Source organism: Bradyrhizobium sp. USDA 3650 (assembly GCF_054057395.1).
This window is the reverse complement of sequence record NZ_JBSRZG010000001.1, coordinates 2,153,826-2,167,005: the sequence shown is the minus strand read 5'-3', so window position 1 is coordinate 2,167,005 and position 13,180 is coordinate 2,153,826. Positions and strand designations below refer to the sequence as shown.

General features: G+C 64.9%; 13 protein-coding genes. 12 read left to right on the top strand and 1 reads right to left on the bottom strand.

What is annotated here, in order from left to right:
* The first annotated feature begins 210 nt into the window (after positions 1-210).
* The 4 genes from ACVIN2_RS10295 to ACVIN2_RS10280 all read left to right on the top strand — a co-directional run bounded on the left by ACVIN2_RS10295 (position 211) and on the right by ACVIN2_RS10280 (position 2,984).
* Positions 211-831, top strand: coding sequence for a TetR/AcrR family transcriptional regulator (locus tag ACVIN2_RS10295; RefSeq protein ID WP_456765529.1), 621 nt, complete (start codon positions 211-213; stop codon positions 829-831).
* 52 nt (positions 832-883) lie between these two features.
* Entirely contained in the window at positions 884-2,077 is a 1,194-nt protein-coding gene (locus ACVIN2_RS10290) for an MFS transporter (protein WP_456765528.1), read from the top strand.
* 139 nt (positions 2,078-2,216) lie between these two features.
* Positions 2,217-2,636 carry a DUF4118 domain-containing protein gene (locus ACVIN2_RS10285; RefSeq protein WP_456765527.1) on the top strand — a complete coding sequence of 140 codons (420 nt, stop codon included), beginning with the start codon at positions 2,217-2,219 and terminating at the stop codon, positions 2,634-2,636.
* Between the two features lie 138 nt (positions 2,637-2,774).
* Complete coding sequence (locus ACVIN2_RS10280; protein WP_456765526.1) at positions 2,775-2,984, top strand: hypothetical protein; 210 nt, start codon at positions 2,775-2,777, stop codon at positions 2,982-2,984.
* A 257-nt stretch (positions 2,985-3,241) separates the two neighbouring features.
* Here the strand turns inward: ACVIN2_RS10280 and ACVIN2_RS10275 are convergent, their stop codons facing one another.
* A complete protein-coding gene (locus tag ACVIN2_RS10275) occupies positions 3,242-4,213 on the bottom strand; it encodes a LysR family transcriptional regulator (protein WP_456765525.1) in 972 nt (323 codons plus the stop codon).
* A 122-nt stretch (positions 4,214-4,335) separates the two neighbouring features.
* On the opposite strand from ACVIN2_RS10275, the gene ACVIN2_RS10270 reads away from it, so the two are divergent.
* From ACVIN2_RS10270 to rpe, 8 genes are all read left to right on the top strand, one after another.
* Positions 4,336-5,373: a class 1 fructose-bisphosphatase gene (locus tag ACVIN2_RS10270; RefSeq protein ID WP_456765524.1), complete on the top strand. Its 1,038-nt coding sequence runs from the start codon at positions 4,336-4,338 to the stop codon at positions 5,371-5,373.
* A gap of 12 nt (positions 5,374-5,385) precedes the next feature.
* Complete coding sequence (locus ACVIN2_RS10265; protein WP_027516497.1) at positions 5,386-6,261, top strand: phosphoribulokinase; 876 nt, start codon at positions 5,386-5,388, stop codon at positions 6,259-6,261.
* Between the two features lie 16 nt (positions 6,262-6,277).
* On the top strand, positions 6,278-8,299 hold the full coding sequence (gene tkt / locus ACVIN2_RS10260; RefSeq protein WP_456765523.1) for a transketolase: 2,022 nt from the start codon (positions 6,278-6,280) through the stop codon (positions 8,297-8,299).
* A gap of 14 nt (positions 8,300-8,313) precedes the next feature.
* Positions 8,314-9,399, top strand: a complete 1,086-nt coding sequence (gene fba, locus ACVIN2_RS10255; protein WP_456765522.1) for a class II fructose-bisphosphate aldolase — start codon at positions 8,314-8,316, stop codon at positions 9,397-9,399.
* Positions 9,400-9,430: 31 nt separating this feature from the next.
* Positions 9,431-10,891, top strand: coding sequence for a form I ribulose bisphosphate carboxylase large subunit (locus ACVIN2_RS10250; protein WP_027516500.1), 1,461 nt, complete (start codon positions 9,431-9,433; stop codon positions 10,889-10,891).
* An 11-nt stretch (positions 10,892-10,902) separates the two neighbouring features.
* A complete protein-coding gene (locus ACVIN2_RS10245) occupies positions 10,903-11,310 on the top strand; it encodes a ribulose bisphosphate carboxylase small subunit (protein ID WP_007594833.1) in 408 nt (135 codons plus the stop codon).
* A gap of 98 nt (positions 11,311-11,408) precedes the next feature.
* The gene (gene cbbX / locus ACVIN2_RS10240; protein WP_456765521.1) at positions 11,409-12,344 is read left to right on the top strand and encodes a CbbX protein; all 936 of its coding nucleotides are present in this window, start codon (positions 11,409-11,411) and stop codon (positions 12,342-12,344) included.
* Positions 12,341-13,078 carry a ribulose-phosphate 3-epimerase gene (gene rpe / locus ACVIN2_RS10235; protein ID WP_456765520.1) on the top strand — a complete coding sequence of 246 codons (738 nt, stop codon included), beginning with the start codon at positions 12,341-12,343 and terminating at the stop codon, positions 13,076-13,078. The genes cbbX and rpe overlap by 4 nt, the downstream gene beginning before the upstream one ends.
* Positions 13,079-13,180: the final 102 nt, after the last annotated feature.

Below are 13,180 nucleotides of genomic sequence, written 5' to 3'. Positions count from 1 at the left end.
CGCCTTCGCTAAAGCTTCGGCGGACAAGTCGCTACGCTCGCAATGACGATGTGGAGAGAGTGTGGGCCAAACTCCTCCCTGGGTAATGGGTCTTGGCCTTCGCCAGGACGACGCCGGAATTGGTGGTCATCAGTTTGACCCACACCCCATCACAACCAATTGTTTTTCGAGTGTCTTTATTCGGAAACAACCATTCCCTATTATCCCGCAATGCAAAAAGCCGCCCGCAAATCCCAGCCCATTGCCCGTCCGCCCGGCCGTCCCCGGGAGTTCGACATGGATACTGCGCTCGACAGGGCCGTCCGCGTGTTTTCCGAGCGCGGTTATCATGCCACCTCGATCGGCGATCTCACCGCGGCGATGCGGCTGGCGACCGGCAGCGTTTACAAGGCGTTTCGCGACAAGCATGCGGTGTTTCTCGCCGCCTTCGAGCGCTACGTCGCTCTGCGTCAGGAGCAGACCCGTAGCGCCGCGGCGAAAGGCGCCAACGGCCGCGAGCGGCTGCGCAACCTGCTATTGTCGTATGTAGAGCATTCCCAGGGCAGCGAGGGGCGGCGCGGCTGTCTCGTGGTCGGCAGCGCGGTCGAATTGTCCGCGGTCGATCCGGTGGTGGCCGCCCTCGTCAGCGCGCGGCTCGAGACCAACGAAGGCTTCATCGCCGGCCTCATTCGCGAGGGGCAGGCTGACGGCTCTATACCCCGCCATGTCGCCGCCGACGACACCGCGCGGCTGATGATCTGCATCACGCAGGGTCTGCGCGTCGTCGGCAAGGCGCGCCTTTCGCTCGACGGCAAGCGCCTGGTCGCCGTCGCGATGAAGCTGCTCGCCTGAATTTTTTGTCATATTAGGAAACAAGCGTTTCCTATATCTCGAGACTATGTGAATGACGATGAATGCGACGATCGAGACCGCCCCCGAGCCGGATGCGGTGTCGCAGCGACTGACCTTCGTGCTTGCCGCGGCCTGTGGCATGGTCGCCGCCAACATCTATTACGCCCAGCCGCTGATCGCCCCGATCAGCGCCGCGCTCGGCCTGTCGCATGAAGCGGCGGGACTGATCGTCACGATGACGCAGATCGGCTACGGCGTGGGGCTTCTCTTCATCGTGCCGCTCGGCGACCTCGTCGAGAACCGCACCCTGATCTGCTCCGTCATCACGCTCGGCGCGGCAGCCCTGCTTGCCGCGGGGGTCGCGTCCCACGCCCTGCCGTTCCTGATCGCCGCGCTGTTCATCGGGCTCGGCTCGGTCGCGGTGCAGATCATCATTCCCTATGCGGCGCATCTCGCGCCGGCGGCCATTCGCGGCCGCGTCGTCGGCAATGTCTCGACCGGCCTGATGCTCGGCATCATGCTGGCGCGGCCGGTGTCGAGCTTCGTCACGGCGATGCTGTCGTGGCACGCGGTGTTCTTCTGCTCGGCCGCACTGATGATCGTGCTCGCAGCCGTGCTCTGGATGACGCTACCGAAGCGCAAGCCGGTCGCGCGGATGCATTACGGCGAGTTGCTGCTGTCGATGCCGCATCTGGCGCGGACCACGCCACTGCTGCGCCGCCGCGCGCTGTACCAGGCCAGCCTGTTCGGCGCCTTCAGCCTGTTCTGGACCGTGACGCCGCTGCTGCTCGCGAGCGAGTTCGGCTTCACCCAGCGCGGCATCGCGCTGTTCGCGCTCGCCGGTGTCGCCGGCGTGTTCGCGGCGCCGATCGCGGGGCGGCTTGCCGATCGCGGCCACAGCCGCATGGCAACACTGGTCGCGCTGCTGCTCGCGGCCGTGGGCTTCCTGATCACGCATGTCGGCGCGCCCGGATCGGTGCTGAACCTCGCCTGCCTGGTCGTGGCCGCGATCGCGATCGACATCGGCGTGCAGGGCAACGTCGTGCTCGGCTTCCGCGCGATCTTCGCGCTGGGGCATGAGCACCGCAGCCGCCTCAACGGCCTCTACATGGCGACGTTCTTCACCGCGGGCGCGGCGGGCTCGGCGGTCGGCGCCTGGGCGTTCGCGCAAGGCGGCTGGACGCTGGCATCGGCCATTGGCCTCGCGCTGCCCGTCGCAGGCCTGGTCTATGCGGCCACCGAGTAGGGGCCACGGTCGCCTAAATTGTGCGATTCGGCCCGTTTACCAAGGCCGTCCGGCCGGCAATTTCCACCTCGCAGTTTCCCTGCCGCTGTAGTACTTTGGTCGCAAGCGAGCCTGGTTAACGGGCGGCAGGGGGAGGCTGATGAGGCGTGCGGGGCTGGTTGGCGTACCGCGGGTACGACCATGGTCGTGGCAGGCGTTTCTGCTTGGATTCGTCGTTGTCGCGATGTCGGCTGCGCTCCAGGGCGTCTGTGTCGCGCTCGGCGCAAAACTCTATTTCGCGGCGTTCCTGCCGAGCCTGTTCGTGCTCGGCATTGTCGCGGGCGCACCGACGGCGGCGTTGGCAGCGGTGCTCACCATTCCGCTGGTGTGGTGGGCGTTCATGCCGCCCTTCTTCGAGTTCAATTCACTGACCAGCGCGCATGCCGATTCCATCAAACTGTTCTGCCTGCTCGCCGTGCTGGTGATCGGCCTCGCCGATCTCTGCCGCGCGACGATGGCGATCATCAGCCGCGGCGGATTGAAGCCGCGCAGCGAGAGCGCGGCAACGAATTCGCAATAGATCGGCCTTGTACGGCCGCGCACGTTGCGCGCGGGCAACAGTCCGGAAACCATTCGCGCGCTTGCCGCGCGGCGCTAACTTTTCGAAAAAGATTTGGCCGCAATTTCTCCCCCGGGAATGACGAGGGAGTTTTCGGACATGAACGGCCCAATAACCGGTCACGCCATCTTGGAGAACGTGCGCCGCTACCGCGGTATCGCGTCGCTCTATCGCCAGACTGCTGCATTCCGTCCGGGCCAGAGCTGGTCGCTGCTCGAGCAGGCGAAGGATTGGGAAGCACGGGCGCTGCTGGAGCTGGAAGCCTATTTCGCCGCGCGCATGGATTACGCTGCGACCCGTGCGGCCTGATCGTTAACCATCGGCGCGGCCTTGGGCAGGCTCGCCGACGAGTCGGTCGTCGGGTCGTGCACGGAAAACACGGGTCGACTACGGAGTTATCTCGACGCCCGCCTATGCTAGCAACGTCCCGACAGAGACATCCCAATTCGGCCGGGGCAAGCGATGACCACCTTCAACCGCATCTTCACGACCGAGCGCCTGGTCCAGATCATCGTCATTCTCGCGGCCACGGTCGCGATGAAGCTGATGGGCTGAATTCCGGCAGGCTATCTCGCGCCGAATTCGGGCAATTCGGGCAGATAGTTCGACCCCTCCGATCCCAAGAAATCGAACATCGCCTGGGCCGGCGGCAACAGCACCTTGTCGCTGCGGCGGATCACGTACCATTGCCGCACGATCGGCAGGCCCGCGACGTCGAGCACGATCAGCCGGCCCTCGGTGAGCTCGTGCGCCACGGTGTGGGCCGAGATGAAGGCGATGCCGAGCCCGGCGATGACCGCCTGCTTGATGGTCTCGTTGCTGCTCATCTCCATGCCGATGATCGGCTCGAGATCCGACCTCTGGAACATGCCTTCCATCAGCGTCCGCGTGCCCGAGCCGGGCTCGCGGGTGAGGAAGGTCTCATGCACGAGGTCGGTGAGGTTGAGGCCGGAATCCTTCTCCAGCCAGTGCCCCTTGCGCGCGACGATGATGTGCGGATTGCGTCCGAGCTGCCGGACGTCGACGCTGACATCGGCCGGCGGCCGACCCATCACCGCGAAATCGAGATCGTAGCCGTGCATGGCCTCGCGGATCTCCTCGCGATTGCCGACAGTGAGCTTGAGCTCGATCTTCGGATACCGCTTCGAGAATGCCGCGATCGCGTGCGGCACAAAATATTTTGCGGTCGAGACAGCGCCGAGATGGACCGTGCCGCCGGTTCGCCCCGCAAGCAGGTCGAGCGAACCCTGGCAGTCGGTGATTGCGGCTTCGACGCGCTCGGCGAGGGTAAGCACCTCCTTGCCCGCTTCCGTCAGCAGCATGCCGTCGCCGGTCCGCTGCAGCAGCGGCAGGCCGGCGAGATCCTGAAGCTGGCGCAGTTGCTGGGTCACGGCCGGCTGCGTCAGGCCGAGCTGGCTGGAGGCTGCCGTGACGCTGCCCTTGGCCGCGAGCGCAGCGAGCGAGCGAAGCTGCCGGATCGTGAGATGCCGGAGCTGTGCCGCCGAGTGGGCATTATAAGATAATTCTTTGGCGGTCATTATGAATAGAAATTTTCCTTATTAAGCCGGCCCTGTCAATCTCATCGTTGTTGGCACTGACCGCACCGGACCTCCAGCGAGGAGGGAACTGGATACGGCACCAGCAAAGGGGATGGACGCAGATGACCGGGCAACTCAGGTTGGACGACCACCTTCAGCGGTATTCAGAAACGGCACCGCATGCGCTGGCCGTGGCAGCTGCGGTCGACGCCATCGCGGCAGCCGCGATCGAGATCGCCGATCTCATCGCCACGGGAGACCTTGCGGACGCCTCCGGCCTGACCACCGGCCGCAACAGCGACGGTGATGTCCAGCGCGATCTTGACGTGCAGGCGGATGCGATCCTGCGCCGCTGTCTCGCCAAGCTGCCGATCGCGGCACTGGCATCAGAGGAGATGCGCGAACCTCAGATCGGCGACCGCGCGGCCAAGATCTGCGTCGCGGTCGATCCGCTCGACGGCTCCTCCAACATCGACATCAACATGACCGTGGGCACGATCTTCTCGATCCTGCCGGCGCCCGATGATCTCGCGCTCGCCTTCCATCAGCGCGGCTCGGCGCAGCTCGCGGCGGGGTTCGTCACCTACGGCCCGCAGACCTCGCTGGTGCTGACGCTTGGCGAGGGCGTCGATATCTTCACGTTGGACCGCAAGTCCGGTTGCTTCCGTCTCGCGCGCAGCGCCGTGCAGATCTCCGAGACCTGCGAGGAGTTCGCGATCAACGCCTCGAACCGCCGGCATTGGGAACAGCCGGTGCGCGCCTTCGTCGACGAATGCCTCGCCGGTGTGGAAGGGCAGGCCAACCACAATTTCAACATGCGCTGGGTCGGCTCGTTGGTTGCCGAGGCCTATCGCATCCTCACCCGCGGCGGCGTGTTCCTCTATCCCTCCGATGCACGGCCGGGCTACGGCGACGGCCGCCTGCGCCTCGTCTACGAGGCGCACCCGATGGCTTACATCGTCGAGCAGGCCGGCGGCTCGGCGTCGACTGGGCGCGAACGCATCCTCGACCTCTCAGCGCAGAGCCTGCATCAGCGCGTGCCGCTGATCATGGGCTCGAGCAACGAGGTGCAGCGCGTCGAGGAACTCCATTGCGATCCCTTGCTGGTCGCCAGCGTCTCCGCACCGCTGTTCGCGCGGCGCGGCTTCTTCCGGCTGTAAGCGAGGCATCCCATGTCCAGGAAGCATCCGATCATCTCCATCACCGGCTCCTCCGGCGCCGGCACCACGTCGGTCAAGAAGACTTTCGAACAGATATTCTTCCGCGAGAAGGTCAACGCCGCCTACATCGAAGGCGACGCCTTCCATCGTTACGATCGCGTGGAAATGCGCACGCAGATGGCGAAGGAGGCCGATCGCGGCAACAGGCATTTCAGCCATTTCAGCCCCGAGACCAATCTGTTCGAGGAGCTGGAGCGGGCGTTCCGCGACTATGGCGAGACCGGTACGGCGACGACGCGGCACTATGTCCACGATGCCGAGGAATCCGCGCTGCATGGCGCCGCACCCGGCACCTTCACCGAATGGAAACGGCTGCCGGAGAGCTCCGACCTGCTGTTTTACGAGGGCCTGCACGGCGCGGTCGTCACCGACAAGGTCAACGTCGCGCGCTATGCCGACCTCAAGATCGGCGTCGTGCCCGTCATCAATCTCGAATGGATCCAGAAGCTGCACCGCGACCGCAGTGCGCGAGGCTATTCGACTGAGGCCGTCACCGACACCGTGCTGCGGCGGATGCCCGACTACATCCACTACATCTGTCCGCAATTCTCCGAGACCGACATCAACTTCCAGCGGGTGCCGACGGTGGACACCTCCAATCCATTCATCGCGCGCTGGATCCCGACGCCGGACGAATCGATGGTCGTGATCCGCTTCAAGAACCCGCGCGGCATCGACTTCCCCTACCTGCTCTCGATGCTGCCGCAAAGCTGGATGTCGCGTGCCAATTCGATCGTGTGCCCCGGCGCGAAGCTCGATCTTGCCATGCAGCTGATCCTGACGCCGCTGATCATGCAGCTCATCGAGCGCAAGCGAAACCTGAAGTGAACGAGGGGAGGATCCGATGAACATCTCCGTCCACGCCGACGCCGACCTCACGGCGGTCACGCACAACGATCTCGCCAACGCGGTCCGCTTCCTCGCGGTCGACGCCATCGAAGTCTCGCAATCCGGCCATCCTGGCCTGCCCATGGGCATGGCCGATGTCGCAACCGTGCTGTTCTCGCGCTTCCTGAAATTCGACTCGGCTCATCCCCATTGGCCGGACCGGGATCGCTTCGTGCTGTCGGCGGGCCACGGCTCGATGCTGCTCTATGCATTGCTCCATCTCACCGGCGGCGACGTCAGCCTCGACGACATCAAGGCCCTCAGGCAATGGGGCTCGAAGACGCCGGGCCATCCGGAATATGGCCATACGCCGGGCGTCGAGACGACGACTGGTCCGCTGGGGCAGGGGATTGCGACCGCGGTCGGCATGGCCCTCGCCGAGCGCATGGCCAATGCGCGGCATGGCGATGGCCTCGTCGACCACTTTACCTATGTGATCGCCGGCGACGGCTGCCTGATGGAAGGCATCAGCCAGGAAGCGATCTCGCTCGCCGGCCATCTCGGGCTCGGTCGCCTGATCGTGCTGTTCGACGACAATGGCATATCCATTGACGGCCCGACCTCGCTTGCGACCTCCGACGACCAGCTCGCGCGCTTCGCTGCCTCTGGCTGGTCGGTGCGCCGTGTCGACGGGCACGATCCCGAAGCAGTTGCGCAGGCGATCGCCGAGGAGCGTGAGAGCACAAGACCGTCGTTGATCGCTTGCCGCACCATCATCGGCTACGGCGCGCCGGATCGTCAGGGCACCGAGAAGGCGCATGGCGCGCCGCTCGGCACCGAGCAGACGGCCGCCGCGCGGCGAGCGCTCGGCTGGGACTATCAGCCCTTCGTGGTGCCTGTCACGATCCTGAAAGCATGGCGGATGATCGGGCAGCGCGGCCAGGTCGAGCGTCTCGCGTGGCTCGATCGCTATGAATGCGCGACGCCCGAGCAGCGCGACCTGTTTATCGAGGGCAAGGCGGTTGCCCTGCCGAACGCCTATGCCCAGGCCTCGGCGAAATTACGCGAACGCTTTGCCACCGAGCGTCCAAAGCTCGCGACGCGGCAGGCTTCGCAACAGGTGCTCGACGGCATCGCAGGGACGATCCCAGGATTTGTCGGTGGCTCGGCGGACCTGACGCACTCGAACCTGACGCATGCCAAGGCGCAGACCCCCGTCAAGCGCGGCGCGTTCGCCGGCGATTACATCCATTACGGCATCCGCGAGCATGGCATGGCCGCCGCGATAAACGGCCTCGCGCTGCACGGCGGCTTCATCCCCTATGGCGGCACCTTTCTCGCCTTCTCCGACTACAGCCGGCCAGCGATCCGCCTTGCGGCCTTGATGCGGATCCGCGTCATTCATGTGATGACCCACGACTCCATTGGCCTGGGTGAGGACGGCCCCACGCACCAGCCGGTCGAGCATCTCGCAGCGCTTCGCGTCATTCCGAACCTGCTTGTGTTCCGGCCGGCCGACGCGGTTGAGACGCTGGAAGCATGGGACTGCGCGCTCCAATCTGAAAATCGTCCCTCCGTGCTGTGCCTGTCCCGTCAGGCCCTGCCGACCTTCCGCAGCGATGTCCGCGGTAAGAACCGCGTCGCACGGGGCGCCTATCTCATCGTTTCGCCGGACGGCGGCCGCGACGTGACGCTCATCGCAACGGGTTCGGAAGTGTCTATTGCGCTGGAGGCGGCCCGCCTGCTCGCCACCGAGCACGTCCGCGCGGCCGTCGTCTCCGCGCCCTGCTTCGCGTTGTTCGAGGAGCAGCCGGAGGACTACCGCGCTGCCGTGCTCGGCACCGCGCCACGGATCGGCATCGAGGCGGCAGTTGCCGGCGATTGGCATCGCTGGATCGGCACTGACGGCGAATTCGTCGGCATGCGCGGCTTCGGTGCTTCGGCGCCCGCGCCAGTGCTCTACCGCGAATTCGGCATCACGCCGCAAAGCGTTGCGGAAGCCGCCCGGCGGGCGATGGCCCGCACAAGCAAGCAATAACAGGAGGAATTGTCGTGGCCCGTATCACCCTTCGTCAGCTACTCGACCACGCCGCCAGTCACGGTTACGCGGTGCCGGCGTTCAACATCAACAACATGGAGCAGGGCATCGCGATCATGCAGGCGGCGGCCGAGGTCGACGCGCCCGTCATCATCCAGGCTTCGCGCGGCGCACGCAGCTATGCCGGCGACCTCATGCTCTCGCACATGATCGACGCGCTGGAGCGGACCTATCCGGACATCCCGCTCTGCATGCACCAGGACCATGGCAATGACGAAGCGACCTGCGCCTCCGCAATTGCCCATGGCTTCACCTCGGTGATGATGGACGGCTCGCTCAAGGCCGACGCCAAGACCGCGGCTGATTACCACTACAACGTTGCGATCACTCGCCGCGTCGTCGATCTCGGCCATTGGGTCGGTGCCTCCGTCGAAGGCGAGCTCGGCGTGCTCGGCTCGCTCGAACATGGCGGCGGCGAACAGGAGGATGGTCACGGCGTCGAAGGCACGGTCAGCCACGACCAGCTGTTGACCGATCCAGACCAGGCGGTCGACTTCGTCCGCGCCACCAAGGTCGATGCGCTCGCGATCGCGATGGGCACTTCGCACGGCGCCTACAAGTTCAGCCGCAAGCCGGATGGTGACATTCTGGCGATGCGGGTGGTCGAGGAGATCCACCGCCGGCTGCCGAACACGCATCTCGTGATGCACGGCTCTTCCTCGGTGCCGCAGCCGCTCCAGGACATGTTCAACCAGTTCGGCGGCGAGATGCCGCAGACCTGGGGCGTGCCGGTCGAGGAGATCGTTCGCGGCATCAAGAGCGGCGTGCGCAAGGTCAACATCGACACCGACTGCCGATTGGCGATGACCGCGGTGTTCCGCAAAGTCGCGGCGCAAACGCGCTCCGAGTTCGATCCGCGCAAATTCCTCAAGCCCGCGATGGATGCGATGCGCGAGCTCTGCCGCGAGCGTTTCGAGCAGTTCGGGACCGCTGGCCACGCAAGCAAGATCAAGGTCATTCCCTTGAGCGAGATGGCGCGGCGCTACCGCGCCGGAGAACTCGATCCGCGCGTCGACGCTCGCGAGCCCGTCGCGGCCTAATCATTCAGAGAGAGAAGAGCAGGAGAGAGCCATGAATGCACATGCAGGAACCGTCCGCGGCAAGGAAAGATATCGATCGGGCGTCATGGAATACAAGCGCATGGGCTATTGGGAGCCTGACTACGTGCCAAAGGACACCGATGTCATCGCGCTGTTCCGCGTTACGCCGCAAGAGGGGGTCGACCCGATCGAGGCGTCGGCCGCAGTCGCCGGTGAATCCTCGACCGCGACCTGGACGGTGGTGTGGACCGATCGCCTGACCGCCGCCGAGAAGTATCGCGCCAAATGCTACCGCGTCGATCCGGTGCCGGGCACGCCGGGCTCGTATTTCGCCTACATCGCCTATGACCTCGACCTGTTCGAGCCTGGTTCGATCGCCAACCTCTCGGCCTCGATCATCGGCAACGTGTTCGGCTTCAAGCCGCTGAAAGCGCTGCGTCTGGAAGACATGCGCTTCCCGGTCGCTTATGTGAAGACGTTCCAGGGGCCGGCAACCGGCATCGTGGTCGAGCGCGAGCGGCTCGACAAGTTCGGCCGGCCGCTGCTCGGCGCGACCGTGAAGCCGAAGCTCGGCCTCTCGGGCCGCAATTACGGCCGCGTGGTCTACGAGGCGCTGAAGGGCGGGCTCGACTTCACCAAGGACGACGAGAACATCAACTCGCAGCCCTTCATGCACTGGCGCGACCGCTTCCTCTATTGCATGGAAGCGGTGAACCGCGCGCAGGCGGCCTCCGGCGAGGCCAAGGGCACCTACCTGAACATCACCGCGGGGACGATGGAGGACATGTATGAGCGCGCCGAGTTCGCGAAGGAGCTCGGATCGTGCATCGTCATGATCGATCTCGTGATCGGCTACACCGCAATCCAGTCGATGGCGAAATGGGCGCGGCGCAACGACATGATCCTGCATCTGCATCGCGCCGGTCACTCGACCTACACGCGGCAGAAGAGCCACGGCGTGTCGTTCCGCGTCATCGCCAAGTGGATGCGGCTTGCCGGCGTCGATCACATCCATGCCGGCACGGTGGTCGGCAAGCTCGAAGGCGATCCTAACACCACGCGCGGCTACTACGATGTCTGCCGCGAAGACTTCAACCCAACCAAGCTCGAACACGGCCTGTTCTTCGACCAGTCCTGGGCGAGCCTGAACAAGATGATGCCGGTGGCCTCCGGCGGCATCCACGCTGGCCAGATGCACCAGCTGCTCGACCTGCTCGGCGAGGACGTCGTGCTGCAGTTCGGCGGCGGTACCATCGGCCATCCCATGGGCATCGCGGCCGGCGCGATCGCCAACCGCGTGGCGCTGGAAGCGATGATCCTCGCCCGCAACGAGGGCCGCGACTATGTCCACGAAGGTCCGGAGATCCTGGCCAGGGCGGCCGAGACCTGCACGCCGCTGAAAGCTGCGCTCGAGGTCTGGAAGGACGTCTCCTTCAATTATGAATCCACCGACACGCCGGACTTCGTGCCGACCGCACTCGAAACCGTTTGAGGAGATTTGACATGAAGCTGACCCAAGGCTGCTTCTCGTTCCTGCCCGATCTGACCGACGACCAGATCACCAAGCAGGTGCAGTATTGCCTGACCAACGGTTGGGCCGTGAACATCGAGTTCACCGACGATCCGCATCCCCGCAACACCTATTGGGAGATGTGGGGCCTGCCGATGTTCGATCTCCAGGACGCCGCCGGCGTGATGATGGAGCTCGCCGAATGCCGCAGAGTGTATGGTGACCGCTACATCCGTCTCAGCGGCTTCGACTCCAGCCATGGCTGGGAGTCGGTGCGGATCTCGTTCATCGTCAACCGCCCGCCGCAGGAGGCCGAGTTCGAGCTTGTGCGGCAGGAGGTGGGCGGACGCGCGATCCGCTACACCACCGTGCGCCGGCAGCCCGCGCACGCGCCAACCTAACTCATTCTCCTCCGCGCGGAGCACTCCCTGCTCCGTTTCCTTGGCGGACCACTGCTTCGCCGCTCTCCCGCGGCGAAGCCCTTTTCTTCGAGGTGCCGATGCTGGATGTTTCCCATGCAATGACCACTGAGCCCGGCGAGACCAGTTTCGATCTCCGCAAGGAGGCCGAAGAGGCTGGAATCACCGGCACGCTGCAACAGCTCGAGCAGGAGCTGATCGGATTGAAGCCGGTGAAGAACCGCGTGCGCCAGATCGCGTCGCTCTTGCTGATCGAACGTATCCGGCAGCGCGCGGGACTGGCTTCGTCGCCGCCGACGCTGCACATGTCGTTCACCGGCAATCCCGGCACCGGCAAGACGACCGTCGCGCTGCGCATGGCAAAGATCCTGCACGGCCTCGGTTTCGTGCGGCGCGGGCAGGTGATCTCGGTGACGCGTGACGATCTCGTCGGCCAGTATATCGGCCACACCGCGCCCAAGACGAAGGAGATCCTGAAGAAGGCGATGGGCGGCGTGCTGTTCATCGATGAGGCCTATTATCTCCATCGGCCGGACAACGAGCGCGACTACGGCCAGGAGGCGATCGAGATTCTGCTCCAGGTGATGGAGAACCAGCGCGAGGACCTCGTTGTGATCCTTGCCGGCTATGGCGAGCGGATGACGAGCTTCTTCGCCTCCAATCCCGGCTTCCGTTCGCGCATCGCCCACCACATCGACTTTCCGGACTATGCGGAAGCCGAGCTGCTCGTCATCGCCGAGCTGATGCTGAAGGAACGGGGTTATCGCCTGTCGAAGGCGGCGCGTGAGGCGTTCGAGAAATACATCGCGCTGCGCCGGACGCAGCCGTTCTTCTCCAATGCGCGCTCGATCCGCAACGCCGTCGACCGCATCCGGCTGCGGCAGGCCGATCGCCTGGTGTCCGATCTCGACCGCATGCTCGAGATCGCCGACCTCGAAACCATCGATCCCATGGACGTCCTGGCGAGCCGCGTCTTCAGCGGCGGTGCGGACGCGCGGGGGAGTGCGAAGCCATGACCAGAGAAATCCTCATCGCGCCGTCGATCCTGGCTGCGGATTTCGCGCGCCTCGGCGAGGAGATCGTGGCGATCGACGCTGCGGGCGCCGACTGGATTCATTGCGACGTCATGGACGGGCATTTCGTCCCGAACATCAGTTATGGCGCGGACGTCATCAAGGCGATCCGGCCGCTGACGAAGAAAATCTTCGACGTGCATCTCATGATCGCGCCGGCCGATCCCTATCTCGAGGCGTTCGCGAAGGCCGGCGCGGATGTCATCACGGTGCATGCCGAAGCCGGTCCGCACCTCGATCGCTCGCTCCAGGCCATCCGCGCGCTCGGCAAGAAAGCCGGTGTCAGCCTGTGTCCGGCCACTCCCGAAAGCGCGATCGAGTATGTGCTCGATCGTCTCGATCTCGTCCTGGTGATGACGGTCAATCCGGGTTTTGGCGGCCAGTCCTTCCTCGGGTCCCAGCTCGAGAAGATCGCGCGCATTCGAAGCATGATCGGCGACCGGCCGATCCGGCTCGAGGTTGACGGCGGGATCACGCGCGACAATGCCGCGGCCGTGGCCGCTGCGGGCGCCGATACGCTTGTGGCGGGTTCCGCCGTGTTTCGCGGCAGGAGCAGCGCGGACTATGCCGGCAACATTGCGGCCATCCGCGCGGCTGCGGAAGCGGGCAGGGTTCCGAAGCTGCAACAGAGTTCGGTGCAGACGATCCGGGCCGGCGAGCCCGCGCTCATCCGGTAGGCTATGGGATACAGGCGGAGCGAGCCCGTACCCGAATGGCTGGGCCATGGCCTGCCACTTTCCACTGGACATATTGAGTCCGCGCTGATTGGAACTTTCGCC

Coding starts and splice junctions, on each gene's coding strand:
- ACVIN2_RS10295 (WP_456765529.1), top strand. CDS start 211: ATGCAAAAAGCCGCCCGCAAATCCCAGCCCATTGCCCGTCCGCCCGGC.
- ACVIN2_RS10290 (WP_456765528.1), top strand. CDS start 884: ATGACGATGAATGCGACGATCGAGACCGCCCCCGAGCCGGATGCGGTG.
- ACVIN2_RS10285 (WP_456765527.1), top strand. CDS start 2,217: ATGAGGCGTGCGGGGCTGGTTGGCGTACCGCGGGTACGACCATGGTCG.
- ACVIN2_RS10280 (WP_456765526.1), top strand. CDS start 2,775: ATGAACGGCCCAATAACCGGTCACGCCATCTTGGAGAACGTGCGCCGC.
- ACVIN2_RS10275 (WP_456765525.1), bottom strand. CDS start 4,213: ATGACCGCCAAAGAATTATCTTATAATGCCCACTCGGCGGCACAGCTC.
- ACVIN2_RS10270 (WP_456765524.1), top strand. CDS start 4,336: ATGACCGGGCAACTCAGGTTGGACGACCACCTTCAGCGGTATTCAGAA.
- ACVIN2_RS10265 (WP_027516497.1), top strand. CDS start 5,386: ATGTCCAGGAAGCATCCGATCATCTCCATCACCGGCTCCTCCGGCGCC.
- tkt (WP_456765523.1), top strand. CDS start 6,278: ATGAACATCTCCGTCCACGCCGACGCCGACCTCACGGCGGTCACGCAC.
- ACVIN2_RS10250 (WP_027516500.1), top strand. CDS start 9,431: ATGAATGCACATGCAGGAACCGTCCGCGGCAAGGAAAGATATCGATCG.
- ACVIN2_RS10245 (WP_007594833.1), top strand. CDS start 10,903: ATGAAGCTGACCCAAGGCTGCTTCTCGTTCCTGCCCGATCTGACCGAC.
- cbbX (WP_456765521.1), top strand. CDS start 11,409: ATGCTGGATGTTTCCCATGCAATGACCACTGAGCCCGGCGAGACCAGT.
- rpe (WP_456765520.1), top strand. CDS start 12,341: ATGACCAGAGAAATCCTCATCGCGCCGTCGATCCTGGCTGCGGATTTC.